Below are 23,599 nucleotides of genomic sequence, written 5' to 3'. Positions count from 1 at the left end.
GGTTTGTAATCGAGGCACGCTTTGGTTTCGCTGTTACCAGGAAGCGCATTTGAGACAACCCGGTTGTTTTCGCTTATCCCCACCCCGGCCCCGGACGCCGGCAGTACGCCCCGCACACCACTCGCCCCCCAGCACTGAATGCCCACCCATGAGGATGTCACTATGGACTCAGGCTCACCCCTGCGCGTCGAAAAAACCCCGCTCAAGGCCGTTGTCAAGAAAACCTACGTGTTGGACACCAACGTCCTGCTGCACGATCCCACGGCGGTAACCGCCTTCAACGAGCACCACGTGGTCATTCCCATGACGGTGCTGGAGGAGCTTGATCACATCAAGGACCGCCATGAGAAAACGGTGAGCCGCGAGGCGCGTATTGCGATCCAGATGATCGACAAGGTCGTTGATACTGCGTCGCCTCAGGCCATACAGGCAGGGGTGCCGATCCCCGGCAGCAACATGGACGGGGTGCCGGGCACTCTGGCCATCTACCCGGACCAGCTGCTCAGTGATGCCAGCGATGTGCCCTACCTCGACGTGACCCAGGATCAGGCCAACGATAACCGCATTATCAACGTGGCCCTGCGGCTGCAGGCGGAAAACCCGGCGGCTTTCGTTTGCCTGGTCACCAAGGACATCAATATGCGCATCAAGGCCAAGGGGTCCGGCCTGGTGCATGTGGAGGACTATCGCCGCGACCGGGTGCTGGATGATATCGACCTGCTGGCGCGCGGCTATGAACACATCCAGGGTGATTTCTGGTCGGATATCTCCGAGGTGGATACCCTGCGCGAAGGCGATTGCACCCTGCACCGCATTCCGCGCCGGTCCCTGCCCGATGTCTACCCGAACATGTTCCTCTATGACGACCAGGCGTTCATCGCGTTCGTCAAGCGTATCGACAGTGAGTACGTGTATCTGCACTGCGACAGCCGCGACAAGTTGATGCACCGTCGCTTCTGGGGGTTGGCGCCGCGGAATCTCGAGCAGGCCATGGCGATGTCGTTACTGGAGAACGACAACGTCGACATGACGGTGATGACTGGCCCGGCCGGCTCGGGCAAGACGCTGCTGGCACTGGCCTATGGTCTGCACGCGATCCTCGAGCAAAAGCGGTTCAGCAAGCTTATCGTGGCGCGCTCAACGCCACCCATCGCCGAGGATATCGGTTTCCTGCCGGGTACTGAGGAGGAGAAGATGGCGCCCTGGCTGGCGGCCTTCGATGACAATCTGGAGATCCTGCACGGTACCGACGAATCCTGCCACGGGAGCATCGCCTATGTGAAAGAGCGCGCCAATATCCAGTTCAAATCGTTGAATTTCATGCGTGGCCGCTCCTTCAACAACGCCTACATCATCATCGACGAAGCCCAGGGGCTCAGCCAGTTCCAGTTGAAGTCGGTAATCAGCCGGGTGGGGGCAGACTCCAAGATTGTGGTGCTGGGGAACCTGGCGCAGATCGACAACAAATACATATCGCCGTTGACCTCCGGGCTGACCTACCTGGTGGAGAAAACCAAGGCATACCCCCACGCGGGCATCATGCACGTGAACGGCATTGTGCGTTCCCGTCTGGCAGCGTTCGCCGAGGAGCAGCTGTAGCGCTGCCCTTCGGGTGCTTTTCTGCTAAGGTACGGGGCGCTGCTCGCACGCAGCGCCCCGTACCTGATCCCGGAATTCATAGCCTATGAACGCTGTTTTCATTCTGCTGCAGTACCTGGTCCCACAGCATGCGTTGTCACGCCTTGTGGGCTGGCTGGCCGAAGTGCGGCACCCGCGCTGGTTGAAGAACGGGATGATCGCCACGTTCATTCGCGCGTTTGGCGTTGACATGAACGAGGCTGAGGAGCGCTACCCGGAGGCCTACGCCAATTTCAATGCCTTTTTTACCCGCCCACTGCGTCCCGGGGCGCGGCCTCTGGCGGCTGCCGGCCTGGTGTGTCCGGCCGACGGCGCGGTAAGCCAGATAGGGCGTATTGAGGAACACAGTCTGCTGCAGGCCAAGGGTCGTCGCTATTCCACCTGGGCGCTGCTGGGCGGGGACGAGGAGCGCGCGGCACAGTTTCGCAACGGTCACTTTGCCACCATCTACCTGTCCCCCCGCGATTATCACCGCGTACACATGCCCATTGAGGGTGAGTTGGTCGCCACCCGCTATGTGCCGGGGAAGCTGTTTTCGGTCAACGGCACGACGGCTGAAGGCGTTGACCGCCTGTTCGCCCGCAATGAACGACTGATCTGCTATTTCGAGACGCCCGCGGGGCCGATGGCGCTAGTGCTGGTGGGCGCCATGATTGTGGCGGGCATCGATACCGTGTGGGAGGGCCAGGTGGCACCGCCACCCCGCGCTGTGCGCGATCGCGACTACCGCAGCCTGCCAACGTCGGTGCGGCTTGCACAAGGCGAGGAGATGGGGCGCTTCAAACTGGGCTCGACGGTCATCCTCCTGTTCCCGGAGGGCGCCGTGGAGTGGGACCCCGCGCTGCAGGCGGGCAGTGCCACCCGGCTCGGCCAGCCGCTGGGCAGCCTGTCGCAGGGCGCAGGCGCTCACTCGGGCTGATTGAGGCTCTCCACAATGTGCCGGTAGCTGTCCAGCCGGGCCGGGCTGATCGCGCCCCTGGCCGCCGCTTCCAGGATCGCGCAGCCCGGCTCATGTTTGTGGCAGCAATCGCGAAAGCGGCAGTGCCCGAGCAGGGGGCGAAATTCCCGAAAACCGTATTCAACCTGCTCACGTTGCATGTGCCACAGGCCGAATTCGCGAATGCCCGGTGAATCGATCAGGCTGCCTCCCCCCGGCAGGTGAAACAGCTGTGCGGTGGTCGTGGTGTGGGTGCCTTTCTGGCGCAGTGCGGACAGCTCGCCGACCCGTAGCTCCGCACCGGGCAGCAGTGTATTGACCAGGGACGACTTGCCAACCCCCGATTGCCCAACAAACACGCTGACACGCGCTTGCAGGGCTTGCCGAAGCTGGGCCAGGCTGCCGCTTTGGCTGCTGACTTCCAGCACCCGGTACCCCAGCGTCGGGTAGATGGCGAGCAGTGCGTCCAGGCGCGCGCGAAGGTCGGCGTCCTGCGCCAGGAGGTCACATTTGTTCAGCACCAGCACCGGTTCGATACCGACGACCTCGGCGGCGACCAGGTAGCGGTCGATAAGGTTTGCATGAGGCTCCGGCAGCGGTGCGATCACCACCAGTATCTGGTCGATGTTGGCGGCGATGGCTTTCAGCTTGCCGTAGGGGTCTGGCCGGCGCAGCTCACTATGACGCGGCTCGCGCGCCACCACAACGCCGGTGCTGTCACCGGGGCACCAGGTCACCCGATCTCCGGTGACCAGGCCATCCAGATTGGCGCGCAGGTGGCAGCGCTGGCTGTGCCCGGTGTCATCCTCGATGTCCACCTGGGTGCCGTAGTGAGCGATCACCAGCCCGCTCTGCTCCGGCCCCAGTTCGCCTGCCCCAAGCGCTTCGTCCGCCCTGGCGTCCCGTCGCTGTGCACGCGCCGTGCGCTCCTCCTGGATCCTGCGGATGCGGAAACTCTGCTGGCGACTCAGTTTGCGTTTGCTCATGGCGCCATTATTGGTGCCCGACGTGGCGCTGTACAGGCAATTTGTTACACTGCCCGGCGGCGCGTAAAGCAACAGGATGTGAGGGTATGCAGCAGCAGGGGAACCTGATCTGGGTGGATCTGGAAATGACTGGCCTGGACCCGGAGCGGGACGTGATCATCGAGATGGCGACGATTGTCACCGACAGTGCGTTGCACACCCTTGCCGAGGGGCCGGTGATCGCCGTGCATCAGCCCGATTCCGTGCTGGCGCAAATGGACGAGTGGAACACGACCCACCACACGCGTTCCGGCCTGGTGGAGCGCGTCCGCAACAGTCGCATCGACGCCGCCGCCGCGGAGGCGGAAACTCTCGCCTTCCTCGCGGAGTGGGTTCCAGCCGGCAGCTCCCCCATGTGCGGCAATACCATCTGCCAGGATCGACGTTTCCTGGCGCGACACATGCCGCAGCTGGAGGCCTTTTTCCACTACCGCAACCTGGATGTCAGCACCCTGAAAATACTCATGCGCCTGTGGCGGCCCGAGCTGGAAGCGGGGGTGGTCAAGGCCGGGAGTCACCAGGCGCTGGACGATATTCGTGAATCGGTTGCCGAGCTGCGCTACTACCGGGAGCATTTCCTGCGCGCGCCCTGAGCGTGTCCAGCGCCCACTGCACATGTTCGCGGACCAGCGCTGAAGGGTGTGCAAGGCGGGATGCCAGTGCCGCCATGGCGCGCGGAGTCGCCGGGCCGTTGCCCAGGCCCACGGCCAGGTTGCGCAACCACTGCTCGTGTCCGATGCGGCGCAGCGCGGAGCCCTCCGTGCGTGCCAGGAAGGTCGCCTCGTCCCAGAGAAACAGTGCCACCAGTTCACTGTCCTGCAGCGCGTGGCGCGGCTGGAAGTCTGCCTCTTCGCTGTGCCGCGCGAACTTGTTCCAGGGGCAGACCAGCTGGCAGTCATCGCAGCCGAATACCCGGTTGCCCATGAGGGGACGAAGCTCGGGGTCGATGCTGCCGCGGTGCTCGATGGTCAGGTAGGAGATACAGCGGCGCGCATCCAGCGTGTAGGGAGCAGTGAATGCCCGGGTCGGGCAGATGTCGAGGCAGGCGGTACAGCTGCCGCAGTGCTTGCTCGCCTGCGGCGGATCCGGGTTCAGGGGCAGGTCGGTGTAGATTTCTCCGAGGAAGAACCAGGAGCCTGCGCGCTCGTTGATCAACAGCGTATTTTTTGCCAGCCAGCCCATCCCTGCGCGCTCTGCGAGGGCACGCTCCAGCACGGGTGCGCTGTCCACGAAAGCGCGGTACTGCCCCGCTGCCGCGGCGCCCTCGATCAGCTCCGCGAGTCGCGCCAGCCGCTTGCGCACCAGTTTGTGGTAGTCCCGTCCCAGTGCGTAGCGTGATATGTAGGCCTTTTCCGTGGATGCAAGCACCTGCAGCGGCCGGGTGTCTGCAGCGAGATAGTCCATGCGCACGGTAATGACCCGGAAGGTACCGGGTACCAGCTCCGCGGGCCGCGCGCGGCGCAGCCCGTGTCGCGCCATGTACTCCATGCTGCCGTGATAGCCAGCATCCAGCCACTTCTGCAGGTAAGGCTCGTGGGCAGTGAGGTCGATGTCGCTCACCGCCCACTGACTGAACCCCAGCTCCCGGGTCCAGGTGTCGATGCGCTGGCGCAGCGCGCTCTCCTGCTGTGGGGTCAGTGTCGGTGCCATCGGGCTTTGCTGTGCATAGGGCTGGGCCGGGCAGGGAAAGCTGCCTATAATCCGCGGGTTTGCGGGCGTATTCCGGGCTCGCCAGTGTAGCAGCGCGAGGTTGGTTTTGGCGACGTCAGTCAGGCAGGGTTTCAACGCCTCGGAGCACGAAGGTTTGTACAGTGCCAGCGAGACGCGCGCGCTGGATCAGTGGGCGATTGAGCGCGCTGGCATCGAAGGCGCGGTACTGATGTCCCGGGCGGCCGCTGCGGCCCTGCGCCAGCTCCTGCTGCGTTGGCCCCAGCCTGCCTTGCTGCAGGTGCTCTGCGGCACCGGGAACAATGGCGGCGATGGCTATCTGCTGGCCGATCAGGCCCGTCGCCGCAACATACCGGTGCGGGTGCTGCAGGTGGGAGACCCGGCGAAAATCCGCGGCGACGCGTTGCGCGCCCGCGAGCAGGCGCTGGCCAATGGCGTGCCCGTAGCGCCGTTTACCGGCAATGCGCTGGAGGCCGAGGGTGTACTGGTCGATGCCCTGCTTGGCACCGGTCTGGGAGGCGATGTTCGCGAGCCCTTCGCCGCCGCGATCGACGCGCTGAACCGTGCAGGCCAGCCGGTAGTGGCCCTGGATATACCCTCCGGGCTCTGCGCCGATACCGGGCGCGTGCTCGGCACGGCGGTGCGCGCCCACCTCACGGTCACCTTCATTGCCCGCAAGCGCGGTCTGTTCACTCTGCACGGCCCCGATTGCAGCGGCCAGCTCGAGTACGCTGATCTCGCGCTGCCCACAGAGGCACTGCAGTCGGTAGCGCCGGCCTGGCGCCGCCTCGATCTGCAGCGCCTGCTCAGCGCATGGCCGCAACGCCCCGCGGCCAGCCACAAGGGTGATTACGGCACGGTGCTGGTGGTGGGCGGCGATTACGGCTTTCCCGGCGCGGTGGCACTGGCCGCAGAAGCCGCACTGCGCTGCGGCGCAGGTCTGGTACGGGTGGCGACGCGGCCAGAGCATCTGACCGCAATCGTCGCGCGCACACCGGAAGCGATGGTCAGCGCGGTGCGCTCAGGGCAGGAACTGCAGCCGCTGTTGGCCGGCGCGGATGTTATTGTGCTGGGGCCGGGCCTCGGTCGCAGCAGCTGGTCCGGCCAACTGCTGCAGGTGGCGCTGGCGGCACCGCAGCCAGTGGTGATTGATGCAGACGCCCTGAACCTGCTGGCGGAATTGCCGCGGGAATCGGCGGTGTTGCACGAAAACCGGGTCTATACCCCGCATCCGGGGGAGGCCGCGCGTCTGCTGGGCGGTTCCACGGCGGCAGTGCAGTGTGACCGGTTTGCCGCGGCGGACGCGTTGCAGGCACGGCTTGGCGGGGTTGTGCTGTTGAAGGGTAACGGCAGCCTGATTGCCGACGGACAGCAGCAGCTGCTGGCGGATTACGGCAATCCCGGCATGGCGTCGGGGGGCATGGGCGATGTACTGAGCGGCGTGATTGGTGCCCTGCTGGCGCAGGGCCTCAGTCCCCTGGAGGCCACCGCGCTGGCGGCCTGTGCACACGGTGCGGCAGCGGACCTGGCGGCGGCCGCGGGACAGCGCGGCCTGCTGGCCAGCGATCTGATGCTGCCACTGAGGAAACTGCTGGGATGACGGCAGCGGCTACGTTTTCGGTACCGGATGAAGCCGCCATGGTGCGTCTGGGCGCTCTGCTCGGGGCGGCCAGCCAGCCCGGTGCGGTCGTGTATCTCTGCGGCGGCCTGGGTATGGGCAAGACCACCCTGAGCCGCGGTCTGGTGCAGAGTTTCGGTCATCGGGGTGCGGTGAAAAGCCCCACGTACACGCTGGTAGAGCCCTATCAGTTCGGTGAGCTGGAGGTTTTTCACTTCGATCTGTACCGGCTCGCCGACCCGGCGGAGCTCGAATTCATGGGGATATGGGACTACTTTGGCCCGCACAGCCTGTGTCTGGTGGAGTGGCCCGAACGTGGCGCGGGAGTTTTGCCCCGGGCAGATTTAGCGATTACCATAACCGCAGCGGGTAGCGGGCGCAGCCTGCAGGTGCAGGCTGGAAGCGATGTGGGTGAACACATCCTGGCGCGCTGGCAATCCGCGGCCCGAGCATAGCGACGGATACGCGTCTGGAGTGAGATGAACAGGGGTTTCTGGGCGAGTCTGGTGCTGTGGTGCCTGTGTGTATCGACGGCGCTGGCAGTGGAGGTGCATGACGTCCGCTTGTGGCGTGCGCCGGATCACACACGTGTGGTGTTTGACCTGAGCGGCCCGGCGGATCATCGCCTGTTGACCCTCAGCAATCCCGACCGCATTGTCCTCGATGTCAGCAACGCCACGCTGAAAGCCAGCCTGAGCGGCCTGGAACTGGCCAACACGCCGATTTCACTGGTGCGCTCGGGGGTCCGTGAAGGGCGCGACCTGCGTGTGGTGTTCGATGTGCGTGCCGCCGTGGACCCGCGCAGTTTTGCGCTCAAGGCCAACGCCCAGGCCGGCGACCGGCTGGTGCTGGATCTCTACGACCGGAACCCCGTTAGCGAGAAGGCTGTCACGGCCGAGCCGGTGAAGACGTCCGCCGCGACGGAGCGCGGCAGTCGCGACATCGTGATTGCCATTGATGCGGGGCACGGTGGTGAGGACCCTGGTGCCATCGGCCCCAATCGGCAGCGTGAAAAGGATATCGTGCTGGCCATTTCCCGGGAGCTGGAGTCCTTGCTCAAGCGCGATGAGGGGTTTCGCCCGACCCTGATCCGCACGGGCGATTACTACGTCAGCCTCAAGGGGCGCCGCGACCTTGCCCGTCAGCGGCAGGCTGACCTGTTTGTCTCCATCCACGCAGACGCGTTTACGCGCCGTGAAGCCAACGGCGCGTCGGTGTACGCGCTGTCGACCCGCGGCGCCACCAGCACCGCCGCCAGTTACCTTGCGCAGCGCGAAAACGCGGCAGACCTGATCGGCGGTGTGCGTCTGGGTGACAAGGATGACGTGCTGGCCAGCGTGCTCACCGATCTCTCCATGACCAATACACTGGACCACAGCCTCAAAGTCGGCGCCAAGGTGCTGTCGCGTATGGATACGGTGGCCCGGCTGCACAAGCGCAATGTCGAGCAGGCCGGCTTTGCGGTGCTGAAGTCACCTGACATTCCCTCCATCCTGGTCGAGACCGGCTTTATCTCCAACCCCGGTGAGGCACAAAAGCTCAGCACCCGTGCCTATCAGCAAAAGGTGGCACAGGCCATTCACGCCGGTATTCGTGACTGGTTTCTGGCCCAGCCACCGCCGGGCACGCTGATTGCCCAGCGCAAGCAGCAGGGTGATCAGGAGTACACCATTGCCCGAGGTGATACACTCTCGGGCATCGCCCAGCGTTTCAATGTGCCGGTTCGCCGTCTGCGGGAACACAACGGCCTGCGTGATTCCTCGCACATCATGGTAGGTCAAACGCTGAAAATCCCTGCGACCTGAGCCCGACTGAAGCCCCATTCATGTCCAGAATCCAGCGCCTCAGCCCGAGGCTAGCCAACCAGATCGCCGCCGGCGAAGTGGTTGAGCGACCCGCCTCCGTCGTCAAGGAAGTGCTTGAAAACAGCCTTGATGCCGGTGCCACGCGAGTCGACATCGATATCGAGGCTGCGGGTTGCAAGCTGATCCGTATCCGGGATAACGGTTCCGGGATCGATCCGGAAGACCTGCCGCTGGCGCTGTCCCGCCACGCTACCAGCAAGATCGCGTCCCTGGACGACCTGGAGCGCGTGGGCAGCCTCGGTTTTCGCGGCGAAGCACTGGCCTCCATCGGCTCGGTGTCGCGGCTGACGCTCACCAGCAATCACCGCGACGGGACCAGCGAGGGGTGCAGTGCACTCTGCGAGGGGCGTGACATGGACGTGCAGCTGCGCCCTGCACCCCACCCACGGGGCACCACGGTAGAGGTCCGCGACCTGTTCTTCAACACGCCGGCGCGGCGCAAGTTCCTGCGTACGGAAAAAACCGAGTTCAATCACCTGGAAGAGGTCGTCAAGCGCCTGGCCCTGTCGCGCTTCGATGTCGGCTTCACCTTGCGCCACAACGGCAAGGTGATTCACAGCCTGGCAGGTGCCGCATCGGAGGCGGAGCGGCAGCGACGTGTTGCCGCCGTGTGTGGCCCGGCTTTCATGGAGCAGGCACTGTTTATCGAAGTCGATCGCGGCGATATGCGGCTCTGGGGTTGGCTGGGGCTGCCGACCTTTTCCCGCAGTCAGGCAGACCTGCAGTATTTCTTTGTCAACGGCCGGGTGATTCGCGACAAACTGGTGGCGCACGCAGTGAAACAGGCTTACCGCGACGTGCTCTATCACGGCCGCCACCCTGCCTTTGTGCTCTTTCTCGAGCTTGATCCGGCACAGGTGGACGTCAATGTGCACCCCGGCAAGCACGAGGTGCGCTTCCGGGACAGTCGTGCCGTACACCAGTGTATTTTCAGCGGTCTGCACCGCGCGCTGGCGGATGTCAGGCCCGCCGCGGCGCCACCGCCTGTGGCGACGCCCGAGGGCCTGGCGGTAGATACGACAACCGGTGAGATCGCCCGCCAGCCCGGCCTGGGCTGGGGGCCGCAGGCGACCTACCGGCCGACCTCCGCACCCCTGCCGGGGCAGTCCGGGGAACAGCTGCGCAGCTATGCCGGCCTGCATCCCCGCGCGCTGCCCGAGGTGGAGACCCCGGAGGAGGTGCCGCCGTTGGGCTATGCCCTGGCGCAGTTGAAGGGTATCTACATCCTCGCGGAAAACGCCGAGGGCCTGGTGCTGGTCGACATGCACGCGGCCCACGAGCGCATCACCTATGAACGACTGAAGGCAGCCAGGGCGCTGGATGCCATTCCCGGCCAGCCCCTGCTGGTCCCTGAGGCGATAGCGGTCAGTGAGCGTGAGGTGGCCCTGGCCCAGGACCATGCCGAGGTGTTCGCGCGCCTGGGGCTGCTGGTGGAAGTCGCCGGTGAGGAGTCGCTGCTGGTGCGCCAGATCCCCGTGACGCTGCGCGGCTCGGATGTGGCAGCCCTGGTGCGGGACGTGCTCTCGGATCTGGCCGAATACGGCAGCTCGGACCGCATTGAAGCCCATATGGATGACATCCTGTCGACCATGGCCTGCCATGGCTCGGTGCGTGCGAACCGGCGCCTCAGCGTGCCGGAAATGAATGCCCTGTTGCGGGACATGGAAGAAACGGAACGCGCGGGCCAATGCAACCATGGGCGTCCCACCTGGACACGCATGTCGCTGGAGGAACTGGATAAACTGTTCCTGCGGGGCCGCTAGGCGCACATGGCCCGACAGGAGGCGCAGAAGCCGCTGTTGCTCTGTATCACCGGGCCGACGGCCGCCGGCAAGACTGATCTGGCGGTGGGGCTGGCCGAGGCCCTCGGGGGCGAATTGATCAGCGTTGACAGCACGCTGGTGTATCGCGGCCTGGATATTGGCAGTGCGAAACCGGACTACCCCCATCACCTGGTCGACATCCGCGACCCCACCGAGTCCTACTCCGCAGCGGAATTCGTTCAGGACGCGTTGCGCGCTGCCGCGGATATCGTCGGACGTGGTCGGGTGCCGATCCTCGTGGGTGGCACCATGCTGTATTTCCGTGCGCTGCTGGACGGGTTGGCGGCAATGCCCCCTGCCGACGCGCAGCTGCGAGGGTCGTTGGCCGCCGAGGCGGCAGCGCAGGGCTGGCCTGCGCTGCATGCGCGGCTGGCGGCGGTGGACCCTGTCTCCGCGGCGGCAATCCACCCTCACCACTCGCAGCGTATAAGCAGAGCATTGGAAGTGTTTGCCAGCAGCGGTGTGCCGTTGAGCGTATGGCATGAGCAGGTGCCGGAGAGTCCGGTACGTGACTATCGTGTGCAGCAGCTGGCCATATGCCCCCGGGACCGCGGGGTGCTGCATCAGCGCATAGCCCAGCGCTTTGCACAGATGATGGAACAGGGTTTTTTGCAGGAGGTTGCCGCGCTGCGCGAGCAGTTGGCAGGGCACAACGAGCTCCCGGCGTTGCGTGCTGTCGGCTACCGCCAGCTCTCCCGACATCTGGACGGCGAGTGCAGCCTGGAGGAAGCGGTGCAACAGGGCGTCGCCGCGACCCGGCAGCTGGCGAAGCGGCAGCTGACCTGGCTGCGCAAATGGCAGGGGCTACACTGGTTGCTGACCAACGCGGCGGGGAACGTTTGTGCGGTGGGAGAGTCAGAGCACAGCGCAGGCGACCTGAATGAAAATTCGCTCACCTGTGCCTTGAAGTATCTGCGGGAGAGCCCCATCTAGGGGGGAATACCAGCTATACTGTCAACAATCGGTCGGGGAGCGCCCCGGGGGTCGGCAAACCGACCCGCCAGGGTGAGAGAAGGCGAGAGTACATCCATTATTATCAGGCTCCAGTTGAGCCAGCCAAGGAGAGAGTTATGTCAAAAGGGCACACGCTACAAGACCCTTACCTGAACATCCTGCGTAAGGAGCGCGTTCCGGTATCCATCTATCTGGTGAACGGCATCAAGCTGCAGGGCCAGATCGAGTCATTTGACCAGTTTGTCGTGCTGTTGAAAAACACAGTCAGCCAGATGGTGTACAAGCACGCCATTTCCACTGTGGTCCCCTCCCGCGTGGTGCGCATGCCCATGCAGAATCCGCCGGAAGATGATGACGGCGACAGCTAGTCTGCCCAGATTGTGCGGGCGCTGCGGCGCCCCCACCTCACCCACAGCCGACCCCCGAGGCGAGCGTGTTCTTTGAGCGTCCAGCATCCGGCGAGCGCGCCGTATTGGTGCACCTCGCCATTGCCAGCGAAGACGAGCGTGAAGACCCCCGCGAGTTCGAGGAACTGGTCCTGTCGGCAGGGGGTGATCCGGTCGCGTTTGTTGTGGGCAGCCGCGACGTACCGGATTCGCGCACCTTCATAGGGTCCGGCAAGGTTCGGGAAGTGCTGGACGAGGTGCAGCTGCACGAGGCGGAGCTGGTGATTTTCAATCACGCGCTGAGCCCCAGTCAGGAGCGCAATCTGGAGCGGGAGTTCAAATGCCGCGTGCTGGATCGTACCGGGCTGATCCTCGACATCTTCGCCCAGCGTGCCCGCACCCATGAGGGCAAGCTGCAGGTGGAGCTCGCGCAACTGCAACACATGAGCACGCGCCTGGTCCGCGGCTGGACTCACCTCGAGCGACAGAAGGGCGGTATCGGGCTGCGTGGGCCCGGCGAAACCCAGCTGGAGACCGACCGGCGTCTGCTCCGGGTGCGTATCAAGTCGATTCTGGCCCGGCTGGAGAAAGTGCGGCGCCAGCGCGACCAGGGTCGGCGGTCCCGGCGACGGGCGGAAGTGCCCACTATTGCGCTGGTGGGGTATACCAATGCCGGCAAGTCGACGCTGTTCAACCGCCTGACCAATGCCGAGGTGTATGCCGCCGACCAGCTGTTTGCCACCCTGGACCCCACGCTGCGCCGGCTGGAGCTGGAAGAAGTCGGGCCCGTAATCATGGCGGATACCGTGGGCTTCATTGCCCATTTGCCGCACAAGCTGGTCGAGGCCTTCAAGGCGACGCTGGAGGAGACGGTCAGCGCCGATCTCCTGTTGCACGTGATCGATGTCGCCGCGGGCGCGCGCGAGGACAACATCTACCAGGTGCAGGCTGTGCTGGAGGAAATTGGCGCACAGGACATCCCGCAGCTGCAGGTGTTCAACAAACTTGACCTGTTGGAGCAGGAGCCGCGTATTGATTACGATGAGCACGGCGTCCCCGAGCGCGTGTGGCTGAGCGCGGCCACCGGAGCGGGCCGCGACCTGCTGTTGCAGGCGATCGGCGAGCGCGTTGGGGCTGATATGGTGGAGGAAGAGCTGCACCTGCAGCCACAGCAGGGCCGTCTGCGTGCCGCGCTGTACCAGATGGGGGCGGTGGCGGCGGAACAGTACGGCGATGACGGTACAGCACACCTGAGCGTGCGCCTGCCGCGGGCCGACTGGAATCGGCTGATGAAGCGGGGGCCAGAGCTGGTGCCCTAGGAACCCGGGTCGGGGGTTCAGATAGTTTTGGTAAACTGCAAACATGGTGAAAATGGGAGTTCAGTATGGCTTGGAATGAGCCGGGTGGTGGAAGTAACAAGCCGAAGGATCCCTGGGGCGGCGGTGACCAGGGGCCCCCAGACCTTGATGAGGCGCTGAAAAAGTTGCAGGAGAAGCTCGGCGGCCTGTTTGGCGGTCGCGGCGCCAGGCGCGGCGGCTCATCGGGTGGCGGTGGCGGTGGCGGCCTCTCCGCCGGCCTGCTGGGGGTGATTGCACTGGTCGCTGTACTGGTCTGGGGCCTGATGGGGCTGTACCAGGTCGACGAGCAGGAGCGCGCCGTGGTGCTGCGTTTCGGCAAGTACCTCGAGACTGTGCAGCCTGGCCTGCAGTGGAACCCACCGCTGATCGATGAAGTGATTCGCGTCAACACCACCAAGGTGCGCGCCGCGACCTTCCGCGAGATCATGCTCACCCAGGACGAGAATATCGTCGAGGTGCGCATGTCCGTGCAGTATGTGATCGTCGATCCAACCAGTTTCGTACTGAAGGTGCGCGACCCTGAGGATTCCCTGCAGCATGCGGCCCAGAGCGCATTGCGGCATGTCGTCGGCGATACCCGCATGGACTCGGTGTTGACTGAGGGGCGTGCCCAGATCGGCACCGACGTGCAGGTGCGCCTGCAGCGCTACACCGACATGTATGAAACCGGCATTCGTGTGATCAAGGTGAACATCGACGAATCCAAGCCGCCGAGCCAGGTGCAGGCCGCATTCGACGACGTGATCAAGGCGCGTGAGGATGAGGAGCGGCTCAAGAACGAGGCCCAGGCCTATGCCAATGGCATCGTGCCTGAAGCGCGCGGCCGTGCCCAGCGGGTGCTTGAGGAGGCCGGCGCTTACCGCGAACAGGTGGTCGCCAGCGCCGAAGGTGAGGCGGAACGCTTCAAGGCGCTGTTGGCCGAGTACGCCAAGGCACCGGAAGTGACCCGTGAGCGGCTGTACCTCGAAGCCGTGCAGGAGGTGCTCACCAACACCAACAAGGTGATGGTGGATGTGGAAGGCGGCAACAACGTGATGTACCTGCCGCTGGACAAAATGACCAGCTCGTCCGGTGCCAGCGTGCCGCGCAGCGGTCGGCTGGATGCCAACACGGTACGCGAGCTGACCGACGCCGTGACTGAGCAGCTGCGTCAGGACGCCGCTGCAGCCAATAACCGCAGAGGAGGTCGCTAAGATGGGCGGAAAAGGTATGACCTGGCTGCTGGTAGCTGCCCTGTCGCTGTTCGTACTGAGCAACACGGTGTTTGTGGTCAAGGAGACCGAGCGCGCGGTGATGCTGCAGTTTGGTGAAGTGGTCAATCCGGACATCAAGCCCGGCCTGCACGTCAAGGTGCCCTTCGTCAACAACGTGCGCAAGTTCGAGGCACGGCTGCTGACGGTGGATTCAACGCCCGAACGCTTCTTTACGCAGGAGAAGAAGGCGTTGATTGTCGATTCCTATGCCAAGTTCCGTGTGGCCGACACCGCGAAGTTCTACACCGCGACCAACGGTGAGGAAGCGCGAGCCAGCGCGCTGCTCGGGCAGCGAATCAACGACGGTTTGCGCAACCAGGTGGCGGTACGCACCATTCAGGAGGTGGTATCTGGCCAGCGTGACCAGCTGATGGAAGCGCTGACTGAAGAGCTGAGCGAAGTGGCACTGGAAGAATACGGCGTTGAGGTCCTGGACGTGCGGGTCAAGCAGATCGACCTGCCGCCGGATGTCTCCGAGTCCGTGTACCGCCGCATGAACGCCGAGCGGGAAAAAGAGGCCCGGGAGCACCGCGCACTGGGCCAGGAGCTCGCTGAGGGTATTCGCGCCGCGGCGGACCGCGAAGTCACGGTACTGGAGGCGAACGCCTACCGCGATGCGCAGCTGATCCGTGGTGAGGGTGACGCCCTGGCGACCAATATCTATGCCGAGGCCTTCAACAGCAATCCCGAGTTCTACTCGTTCACGCGCAGCCTGCGGGCGTATCGGGAGTCGTTCCAGAACAGCGGCGATATCATGCTGATTCAGCCAGACAGCGACTTCTTCCGCTATCTGAAGGATTCCGAAGGCAGTCAATAGGGGCAAAAAACGCAGGTGCCTTCAGTGGCGCCTGTGGTAGAATTCTGCAACCGTGGGATCCGGCGTTTTACCCACAAACGCTGGCCCCGCGGTTTTTTTATGAGCACGGCTTCAGGGGGATAATGTGGAATTCTGGCAGGTTCTGCCGGCGGCCCTGGCGCTGGTACTGATTATCGAGGGTGTCTTGCCCTTCCTGAGCCCCCGCACCTGGCGACAGATGGTGATCGGGGTGGCGCAGCAGCAGGACAAGGTCATCCGCAATGTCGGCCTGGGCAGCATGCTGCTCGGGGTGGCAATGCTGTATTGGGTGCACTAAAGGGCATTTATGACGACGGTGGATCGCTGGCAATTGCCCGACGGGGTAGAGGAAGTGCTGCCCCGGCAGGCGCGCATTGTCGAGCGCCTGAGGCGCGAGATTCTCGACCTTTACCAGCAGTGGGGCTACCAGCTGGTCATCCCCCCCCTGATGGAATTCACCGAGTCGCTGCTGATTGGCCTGGGACGTGATCTCGACTTGCTGACCTTCAAGATGACGGACCAGCTGAGTGGCCGTACCCTGGGCATTCGCGCCGACATCACGCCGCAGGTGGCGCGCATCGATGCGCACAGCCTCGCCGAAGCCGGTGTGACGCGCCTCTGCTATGCAGGGTCGACCCTGCATACCCGGCCCAAGTCGCTGCTCGCCTCGCGCTCGCCCATTCAACTGGGGGCGGAGCTTTACGGCGACGACAGCCTGGCGGGCGACGTGGAGATTATCCGGCTCATGCTTGCCACCCTGGGTGCCGCCGGCGTCACCCAGGTGACGCTGGACCTGGGCCACGTGGGTGTGTACGAAGCGGTGCTCGCGGCGGCGGCACTGACGGCGGAGCAGGAGGCGGAGGTGTTCGACGCCCTGCAGCGCAAGTCCCGCCCGGATCTGCTGCTGGCTCTTGCCGATGTCGCGGCCCCGGCCGCCGGGCTGATTCTCGGCCTGCTCGAGTTGCACGGCGATGCGGTGGTGCTAAATGCGGCGCGCGAACTGCTGGCGGAGGCAGCGCCGGACGCGCTGCATGCCGTGGCGGCGCTGGAGGCCGTGGCCGCCGCGATCGCGCGCAGTCACCCCGGCATTACCGTGTACTTTGACCTCGCAGAATTGCGTGGCTACCACTACCACACGGGCATGGTGTTTGCGGCCTACGCCCCCGGGCACGGCCAGGCGCTGGCAAATGGCGGTCGCTACAACGATGTCGGCAAGGTCTTCGGCCGCGCGCGACCGGCGACCGGCTTTGCTACCGACCTCAAGGCCCTGATGGCGCTGGTACCGGCAAGCGCAGATGAGCCGGGTGCCGTGAGTGCGCCGGACAACGACGATCCTGCACTGCTTGCGGCAGTGGCGGCATTGCGCAAGGGCGGTGAGATCGTCATTCGCTGTGCCGGCGAGCGCCCCGATCCGCGGTGTGACCGCGAACTGGTAAAAGCTGACGGTGAGTGGGCGCTGCGCCCGCTCGATTCCTGATCAATCAGACGAGTTGAATGTTCATGAGCAAGAATGTAGTGGTTCTCGGCACCCAGTGGGGCGATGAGGGCAAGGGCAAAATCGTCGACCTGCTGACCGATCGCGCCAGCGCCGTGGTGCGCTTCCAGGGTGGGCACAACGCGGGCCACACACTGGTCATCGACGGGCAGAAAACCGTATTGCACCTCATTCCCTCGGGTATTCTGCGCGCCAATGTGCAGTGCCTGATCGGCAATGGTGTGGTGCTGGCGCCGGACGCACTGCTCAGGGAGATTGGCACACTGGAGGAGAAAGGGGTGCCGGTGCGCGAGCGGCTGCGCATTTCACCCTCCTGTCCGCTGATCCTGCCCTATCACGTGGCGCTGGACGTGGCGCGTGAGGCGCGCCGTGGCGAGGGCAAGATCGGCACCACCGGGCGCGGCATCGGCCCCGCCTACGAGGACAAGGCGGCCCGCCGCGGCGTGCGCCTGGGTGATCTGAAAGACCCCCAGCGCTTTGCGGAGAAGCTGCGTGAGGTGATGGATTACCACAACTTCCAGTTGCAGCACTACTACAAGGTTGCGCCGCTGGACTACGACTCGGTGCTGGCGGAAACACTGGCGATGGCGCAGGAGTTGTTGCCCATGATTGCCGATGTAACCGCGATCCTCCACGAGTGCCGGAAAACCGACGCCAATATCATGTTTGAGGGCGCGCAGGGTTCGCTGCTGGATATCGACCACGGCACCTATCCCTTCGTGACCAGTTCCAACACGACGGCGGGCGGCACGGCGACCGGCTCCGGCTTTGGCCCGCTGTTCCTCGACTATGTGCTGGGCATTACCAAGGCCTACACCACCCGCGTCGGCTCCGGGCCGTTTCCCACCGAACTGTTCGATGCTACCGGCGCCCACCTCGCGGCACGCGGACACGAGTTCGGCGCCACCACGGGACGGCCTCGCCGCTGTGGCTGGTTCGACGCGGTCGCCCTGCGCAATGCCGTCAACATCAACTCGGTGTCCGGCCTGTGCCTGACCAAGCTCGATGTTCTCGACGGCCTGGAAACCATCCAGATTTGCGTAGGCTATGTGGATGCCAGCGGCAAGCCGGTGCCCAACCCGGTGGATTCCGACGATTACGACGGCCTGGTGCCCTTCTACGAGGAGGTGCCCGGCTGGAGCGAGTCCACAGTGGGTGCACGCACCCTGGATGAGCTGCCCAAGGCGGCTCGCGACTACATCCAGAAAATCGAGGATGTGGTCGGCGCTCCGATCGATATCATCTCGACCGGGCCAGACCGGGTAGAGACGATTGTGCTGCGCCACCCCTTCGACGCGGTCTGACCTCGCGCACTACAATCGCTGAGCTTTCCAGGCGCTGAACCCAACCCCGGTCCAGCGCCTGAAGGCGCGGTAGAAACTGTTCACCTCCAGATAGCCCAGCTCGTCGGCCAGACATTTACCGGGTAGCCGCGACGCACGCAGTGCCTGCTCGCAGCGGTACTGTCGTGCGCGGTCGAGCAGAAACTGGTAGTGGGTGTGATCCATGCGCAGCCGGCGTCGCAGCGTTGTGGCGCTCATCCCCAGCTGGCTGGCAACGGATTCGACCCGCAGCCGATAGAGATCTCCCTGCAGCAGAATCTGCAAGACCCGGTCGGTCGTGCGGTACTGGCTGTCGCGGCGCTGTGTGTGGTTCGACGTGGTGGTGTGTGCAACCCGGGTTGGGGCTGCGCTGTGCAGGTGTTGCATAACCGGAACCTCCCTGTTCTGGTGTCGTCATGAAGCAGGCAGCGCTTCTGCACCCCGTCCCTGGAGCTCGCGCTACACTGGAAAAGATAGCAGAGAAAATGTGCCTGTGCGTTGCGCACGTCGCTTCCGGACGAAAATGATGGGAAGGGTTCAGCGATCGGTGTTTGCCTGATTCCCCAGGGCATCGGGCAGCGGACAGTCCATGGCGGCGGCAATGGCGGCCAGCAGTTCCTGCTCCAGCGCGCTCACGCGGCCATCGGCGTTGGCGGCCTTGCGCATCGCCTTGAGGATTCTGGGTTTGAGCAGGGGATAGCAGTCCGCGAGTTCCCGCACGGCACGGGAGAAGGCGGCAAGTGAACAGTCTGCCTGTGGCAGCAGCGTCAACGCGGAGTCATCCAGCGCTTCCGCTGCCGTGCGGAAACAGAGCAGAGTGTCACCACTGCTGTTGTGGGCGAGCATCGACAGCACTACGCGCAGGTGCTCGCGCACCTTGCGCAGGCTGCGGTACCGCGCCGTTGCGGGCTTCACCTGGAAAAATTCGGGGTCTATGTAGTGGCGCAGCAGCTGGTACAGGCACCACTCCAGCAGTTCGGTGCGGCGGTCCGCGCGGATCAGCCCCAGCAGCAGGCGCTTGAACTGTCGGTATTGCCCGACGGACTGGCTTTTCAGGGCCGGCAGGCACAGTTCCAGCAGTGGCAGCCGCTGCCCCGCCGATAACGCTGCAACCCCGGGTGCCAGTGTGTGCGTCAGGTCCTCCAGACCCCGCACGCCGCTTTCCCTGAGCAGGGCATACTGCGTGGCCTGCACCGACGCATCGTCGCTGATCAGCAACGCGAGCATGAGCGCGCTGGCGCCGAGGGGTTCGTGGCTGTAGCGCAGGAACGCCTGCGGCAGGCCATGATGCGCGGGGAACTCAGCCTCGGCGCCGTCTCCGGCAAAATGCGCATCCGCAGCGTCGGGCGCCTCCAGCGGGCCGTTGCCGGCCTCCACCGCCGCCAGCGCTGCTGCCACCAGCGCTGCGCGTCCCACACCGACCTCGGCCGCAGCCGGATGGGGCTGGGCGTGTTCGTAGTGCTCCACCTTGCGTGTGATGTAGGCGCCATTCCAGCCCGGCTCCAGGCGCCGAATGCGGCTTGGCAGCGGCGGGTGGGTCGCGAACAGTTGCCACAGGCGGTGGCGGATCTGGCCGAAGAAAATGTGTGACAGTTCATCCGCCCGCGCCGTATGCACCAGGGAACCGGGCACGTAGCCGCCGATCACCTTCAGGGCGTCGGCAATGCCGCTGTTGTCGCGGGTGTACTGCACGGCGCAGGCGTCTGCCAGATACTCTTTCTGGCGGCTGATGGCCGCCTTGATAAAACCGGATGCGAGCCCTCCCAGCCAACCCAGAATCCACAGCCCCAGCCCCAGCAGGGGCAGGGCCGGGCCGCCGTTGCTGCGGTCCCGATCATTCCCGGTGCGATGGTGGCTGCTGGCACGCATCAGGATGTAGCCGACATCGCCGATGAAGGTAATACCTTTCAGCAGCGCTGCGAGGCGGATGTTGAGGCGCATGTCGCCGTTCAGGATGTGGCTGAACTCGTGCGCGATAACGCCCTGCAGTTCGTTGCGCCGCAGGTGGGTGATGGCGCCTCGCGTCACGCCGATGACGGCATCGGCCGGCGACAGTCCCGCGGCAAAGGCATTGATGCCGCGCTCCGCATTCATCACGAACACTGGCGGCACCGGCATACCTGCGGCCAGCGCGATTTCATCGACGATATTCAGGCAGCGGCGCTCGGCGCTGTCGCTGGTCTGGGGCAGTATCCGCGTGCCGCCCATGGCTTCGGCGACAACCTTGCCGCCGGCGGCGAGTTGCAGCCACTTGACCATTGCCACCAGGCCCACGGTGGCGGAAATACCCAGCCCGATCGTGCCGAAGCGCTCCCAGCTGAAATAGCGCAGAAAATCCCTGAAGCTGCCGCGGCTGCCCGCGTAGAGGTTGTAGTGGTCGCCCCACCAGAGAAAGCCGGCGACCAGGGCGTTGGTCAATACAATGAGTGCGGCAACGGCACACAGGAACAGCAGGGTGAGCAGGCGCGTGTTGCGGCGCGCCAGATCCTGCTGGGCGAAGAAGTCCATTGCAGCCCTTCAGGCGCCGGCTGCGATAACCCTAGAAGCTGACCTTCGGCGCTGCCTGGATTTGTGCAGAGTCGTCGAATTCCAGCAGCGTGGCATCCTGTGCGTGGCCAAAGGTGGACGCCACCGCTACCGGTGGGAAACTCTGGCGGTACGTGTTGTAGGCCATCACCGCGTCGTTGTAGCCCTGGCGGGCGAAAGCGACACGATTCTCGGTATTGGTCAGCTCCTCGGAAAGCTGCTGCATGTTCTCGCTGGCCTTGAGATCGGGGTAGGCTTCCATGGTGACGTTGAGTTTGCCGAGTGCACCCTGCAGCGCGTTTTCGGCGCTCGCCAGCCGGGTCATGTCGGCACCGCCGATGGCGTCCGGCCCCAGCGCCTTGAGCAGCGCGGCGGCGTCGTTGCGCGCTGCAGTCACCGCCTCCAGCGTCTCGCGTTCGTGGCTCATGTAGGCCCGTGCCGTTTCCACCAGGTTGGGTATCAGGTCGTAGCGCCGCTTCAGCTGCACTTCAATTTGTGCAAAGGCGTTCTGGTAGCGGTTTTTCAGGGCAACGAGGCGGTTGTAGATGCCGATGACATACATCACCAGGCCCAGCAGGACCAGCCAGAACACAATCGTAGAAACGTCCATGCAACACCCTCCCAGGCGGTAGTGGTAGCCCGATTCTACCCGAAAACGGCGCGGGTGCGAGGACCGCTCAGGCCAGTGCCACCTCGACGTCAATGCCGTTGACGGCGGCGTTGCCGGACAGGACGTCCAGGGCGAGGTCATCGGTGACGTCGTTGCAGCTGACCCCCGCATGCCTGGCCGCGGTGTGCAGGCGCACCCCGGGCCGGCCGTGGCCGTAGCCGTGCGGCAGGCTGACCACCCCGGGCATCACCCCGGTGCTGGCTTCCGCCGCGACGGTGACGCTGCCGGCTCGGGAGCTCAAGTGTACGCGGTCACCGTCGCTGATGCCGCGCGTCGCCATATCCTGTGGATGCATGAGCAGGGTGCAGCGCTCTTTGCCCTTCACCAGGCGGTGATAGTTGTGCATCCAGGAGTTGTTCGAGCGCACGTGCCGGCGCCCAATCAGACGCAGGGCGCCGCTGTCGCCTGCGCTGAACGCTGCGCGCAGCCGGTCGAGGTCCGCCAGCGCCTGTGGGGTGGCGCAGTCGATGGTTTTGTCCGCAGTCTGCAGCCGGTCCGGCAGTTGCGGCTGCAGGGCCCCGAGGTCGATACCCGAGGGATTCTCCCGCAGCTTGTCCAGGGTCAGTGCGTGTACACTGCCCTGGCGTTCACTGTAGGGCCCGATCTGCAGGCCCATGTCGATGATCTCGTGGGGCGCCGTCACCGGTTGCGCGGGCTGGCCCAGCAGCGCGGCGACCCGGTTGCCCAGCTCGGTGAATATCTCCCAGTCGTGCAGTGTGCCTTCCGGTTTTGCGAACACCGCTTCGTTGTACCGGGCCGTGTTGCGTATCGCGTTGATGTGGAACGCGAGATCGTAGTGGTCGTGTTCCAGCGGCGATGTCGGCGGCAGGATAATGTCCGCATGGCGCGTGGTTTCGTTGAGGTAGGGGTCCAGGCAGACCATGAACTCCAGTTGCGCCAGCGCCGCGTCCAGCTGGCGGCCGTTTGGTGTCGACAACACCGGATTTCCCGCCCCCACGAACAGCGCGCGGATCTGCCCCGTTCCGGGTGTGGTGATTTCCTCGGCCATGGCCGAGGCGGGCAGTTCACGGTCAAACTCCGGCAGCTGGCGCACGCGGCTGTGGTGCCGGGCAAAGCCGCCGGGGCCGATGCTGCTGACCTGGTCCACGGCGGGCAGTGTGAACAGCGAACCGCCCTCCCGGTCGAGGTTGCCGGTCAGGATGTTCAGCAGCTGTATCGCCCACTGGCACAGCGCGCCGTAGCGCTGTGTCGATACGCCCATGCGCCCGTAGCAGATGGCGGCCCCGGCCTGGGCGAACTCCTGCGCGATGCGACGGATTGTGCTCGCCTCGATGCCGGTGTGGGCGGCGGCGAACTCGGGCGTGAAGTCGGCAAGCGCCGCGGCCAGTTCCGACAAGCCGGTGGTGAACGCCCCCAGAGGGCCAGGCGCCACCAGATCGTCGGCAAACAGCGTATGCACCAGCGCCAGCAGGAACAAGGCGTCACTGCCGGGGCGTATGAAGAGGTGTTCACTGGCCAGCTCTGCCGTCTCGGTGTAGCGGGGGTCGACCACGACCAGCTTGCCGCCGCGCTTGCGCAGGGCCTTGATCCGCTTGCGCACATCGGGCACGGTCCAGATGCTACCGTTGGAGGCGATGGGGTTGGCGCCGAGCATGAGGAAGTACGCGCTGCGATCGATATCGGGAATCGGGAACAATGATTTGTGGCCGAACAGCCAGAGGCTGACCAGGTGATGTGGCAGCTGGTCGACGGACGTGGCGGAGAAGCGGTTGCGGGTGTGGAAATGGCGGAACAGGTTTTTCTGGTGCGTCATCATCCCGTAGTTGTGCACTGTGGGGTTGCCCAGGTAAACGCCCAGCGCATCCACGCCATCCCGTTGCGTAATCTCCACCAGCCGCTGCGCTGTGCTATCCAGCGCTTCCTCCCAGCTGATTTCGCGCCACCGGTCGGTGCCGCGTATGCGCTGCACTGGCCGGCGCAGGCGGTCCGGGTCGTTGTGAATGTCCTGCAGGGCTACCGCCTTGGGACAGATGTGGCCGCGACTCAAGGGGTCGGCCGGGTCGCCCTTGATCGACAGTATGCGATCCCCGTCAGTTTCAATCCGCAGCCCGCAGATAGCCTCACAGAGGTGGCAGGCGCGATGGTGCACGGTAGCCGGCATGGAGGGCACTCTCGTGTTATGGGTTTCCCCGGAGTGTAGCGGGTGCACGAATAAAGTGCACTCGCCGCGCTGTGCGCGAGTAGTCGGGTCAGCGCTTTTTGTGT

The 23,599-nt window shown here is 64.7% G+C and carries 21 protein-coding genes; 15 read left to right on the top strand and 6 right to left on the bottom strand.

From position 1 onward, the window contains the following. The first annotated feature begins 162 nt into the window (after positions 1-162). Complete coding sequence (locus AACZ17_RS11850) at positions 163-1,599, top strand: PhoH family protein (RefSeq protein ID WP_290746483.1); 1,437 nt, start codon at positions 163-165, stop codon at positions 1,597-1,599. 85 nt (positions 1,600-1,684) lie between these two features. Next, positions 1,685-2,557, top strand: coding sequence for an archaetidylserine decarboxylase (gene asd, locus AACZ17_RS11845; RefSeq protein ID WP_290746480.1), 873 nt, complete (start codon positions 1,685-1,687; stop codon positions 2,555-2,557). Here the strand turns inward: asd and rsgA are convergent. Then, positions 2,545-3,561: a small ribosomal subunit biogenesis GTPase RsgA gene (gene rsgA / locus AACZ17_RS11840; protein ID WP_290746477.1), complete on the bottom strand. Its 1,017-nt coding sequence runs from the start codon at positions 3,559-3,561 to the stop codon at positions 2,545-2,547. The two genes, asd and rsgA, sit on opposite strands and share 13 nt — an antisense overlap. An 86-nt stretch (positions 3,562-3,647) precedes the next feature. On the opposite strand from rsgA, the gene orn reads away from it, so the two are divergent. After that, positions 3,648-4,193: an oligoribonuclease gene (gene orn / locus AACZ17_RS11835; protein WP_290746474.1), complete on the top strand. Its 546-nt coding sequence runs from the start codon at positions 3,648-3,650 to the stop codon at positions 4,191-4,193. Here orn and queG read toward each other — a convergent pair. Next, positions 4,102-5,250, bottom strand: coding sequence for a tRNA epoxyqueuosine(34) reductase QueG (queG, locus tag AACZ17_RS11830; protein ID WP_290746471.1), 1,149 nt, complete (start codon positions 5,248-5,250; stop codon positions 4,102-4,104). The two genes, orn and queG, sit on opposite strands and share 92 nt — an antisense overlap. 106 nt (positions 5,251-5,356) lie before the next feature. On the opposite strand from queG, the gene AACZ17_RS11825 reads away from it, so the two are divergent. The 12 genes from AACZ17_RS11825 to AACZ17_RS11770 all read left to right on the top strand — a co-directional run bounded on the left by AACZ17_RS11825 (position 5,357) and on the right by AACZ17_RS11770 (position 18,159). Beyond that, positions 5,357-6,868 carry an NAD(P)H-hydrate dehydratase gene (locus tag AACZ17_RS11825; RefSeq protein WP_290746468.1) on the top strand — a complete coding sequence of 504 codons (1,512 nt, stop codon included), beginning with the start codon at positions 5,357-5,359 and terminating at the stop codon, positions 6,866-6,868. Then, positions 6,865-7,341: a tRNA (adenosine(37)-N6)-threonylcarbamoyltransferase complex ATPase subunit type 1 TsaE gene (gene tsaE / locus AACZ17_RS11820; protein ID WP_290746465.1), complete on the top strand. Its 477-nt coding sequence runs from the start codon at positions 6,865-6,867 to the stop codon at positions 7,339-7,341. Before AACZ17_RS11825 ends, tsaE begins: the two co-directional genes overlap by 4 nt. A gap of 24 nt (positions 7,342-7,365) precedes the next feature. Continuing rightward, positions 7,366-8,691, top strand: coding sequence for an N-acetylmuramoyl-L-alanine amidase (locus AACZ17_RS11815; protein ID WP_290746462.1), 1,326 nt, complete (start codon positions 7,366-7,368; stop codon positions 8,689-8,691). A gap of 20 nt (positions 8,692-8,711) precedes the next feature. Next, positions 8,712-10,514 (top strand): DNA mismatch repair endonuclease MutL, encoded by a 1,803-nt coding sequence (gene mutL / locus AACZ17_RS11810; RefSeq protein WP_290746459.1) that lies wholly within the window; start codon positions 8,712-8,714, stop codon positions 10,512-10,514. A 6-nt stretch (positions 10,515-10,520) separates the two neighbouring features. Next, positions 10,521-11,507: a tRNA (adenosine(37)-N6)-dimethylallyltransferase MiaA gene (gene miaA / locus AACZ17_RS11805; RefSeq protein WP_290746454.1), complete on the top strand. Its 987-nt coding sequence runs from the start codon at positions 10,521-10,523 to the stop codon at positions 11,505-11,507. A gap of 137 nt (positions 11,508-11,644) precedes the next feature. Further along, on the top strand, positions 11,645-11,896 hold the full coding sequence (hfq, locus tag AACZ17_RS11800; RefSeq protein ID WP_290746451.1) for an RNA chaperone Hfq: 252 nt from the start codon (positions 11,645-11,647) through the stop codon (positions 11,894-11,896). Between the two features lie 65 nt (positions 11,897-11,961). Next, on the top strand, positions 11,962-13,233 hold the full coding sequence (gene hflX / locus AACZ17_RS11795) for a ribosome rescue GTPase HflX (RefSeq protein WP_290746448.1): 1,272 nt from the start codon (positions 11,962-11,964) through the stop codon (positions 13,231-13,233). Between the two features lie 65 nt (positions 13,234-13,298). After that, entirely contained in the window at positions 13,299-14,465 is a 1,167-nt protein-coding gene (hflK, locus tag AACZ17_RS11790; protein WP_290746445.1) for an FtsH protease activity modulator HflK, read from the top strand. Position 14,466: 1 nt separating this feature from the next. Continuing rightward, on the top strand, positions 14,467-15,342 hold the full coding sequence (gene hflC, locus AACZ17_RS11785; RefSeq protein WP_290746442.1) for a protease modulator HflC: 876 nt from the start codon (positions 14,467-14,469) through the stop codon (positions 15,340-15,342). Positions 15,343-15,466: 124 nt separating this feature from the next. Then, the gene (locus AACZ17_RS11780; protein ID WP_290746439.1) at positions 15,467-15,658 is read left to right on the top strand and encodes a DUF2065 domain-containing protein; all 192 of its coding nucleotides are present in this window, start codon (positions 15,467-15,469) and stop codon (positions 15,656-15,658) included. Positions 15,659-15,667: 9 nt separating this feature from the next. After that, a complete protein-coding gene (locus tag AACZ17_RS11775; RefSeq protein WP_290746437.1) occupies positions 15,668-16,837 on the top strand; it encodes an ATP phosphoribosyltransferase regulatory subunit in 1,170 nt (389 codons plus the stop codon). 23 nt (positions 16,838-16,860) lie between these two features. Continuing rightward, positions 16,861-18,159 carry an adenylosuccinate synthase gene (locus AACZ17_RS11770; protein ID WP_290746435.1) on the top strand — a complete coding sequence of 433 codons (1,299 nt, stop codon included), beginning with the start codon at positions 16,861-16,863 and terminating at the stop codon, positions 18,157-18,159. Positions 18,160-18,168: 9 nt separating this feature from the next. Here the strand turns inward: AACZ17_RS11770 and AACZ17_RS11765 are convergent, their stop codons facing one another. The 4 genes from AACZ17_RS11765 to AACZ17_RS11750 form a co-directional block, all read right to left on the bottom strand. Beyond that, positions 18,169-18,564 (bottom strand): AraC family transcriptional regulator, encoded by a 396-nt coding sequence (locus AACZ17_RS11765; RefSeq protein ID WP_290746433.1) that lies wholly within the window; start codon positions 18,562-18,564, stop codon positions 18,169-18,171. Between the two features lie 150 nt (positions 18,565-18,714). After that, positions 18,715-20,685 (bottom strand): M48 family metalloprotease, encoded by a 1,971-nt coding sequence (locus AACZ17_RS11760; RefSeq protein WP_290746430.1) that lies wholly within the window; start codon positions 20,683-20,685, stop codon positions 18,715-18,717. Positions 20,686-20,716: 31 nt separating this feature from the next. Further along, positions 20,717-21,313, bottom strand: a complete 597-nt coding sequence (locus AACZ17_RS11755; RefSeq protein ID WP_290746427.1) for a LemA family protein — start codon at positions 21,311-21,313, stop codon at positions 20,717-20,719. Positions 21,314-21,380: 67 nt separating this feature from the next. After that, entirely contained in the window at positions 21,381-23,495 is a 2,115-nt protein-coding gene (locus AACZ17_RS11750; protein ID WP_290746424.1) for a molybdopterin oxidoreductase family protein, read from the bottom strand. Positions 23,496-23,599: the final 104 nt, after the last annotated feature.

Source organism: uncultured Haliea sp., from assembly GCF_963973825.1.
Lineage (GTDB): Bacteria > Pseudomonadota > Gammaproteobacteria > Pseudomonadales > Halieaceae > Haliea.
The sequence above is the reverse complement of the archived record's forward strand: the minus strand, read 5'-3'. Positions and strand labels throughout refer to the sequence as shown.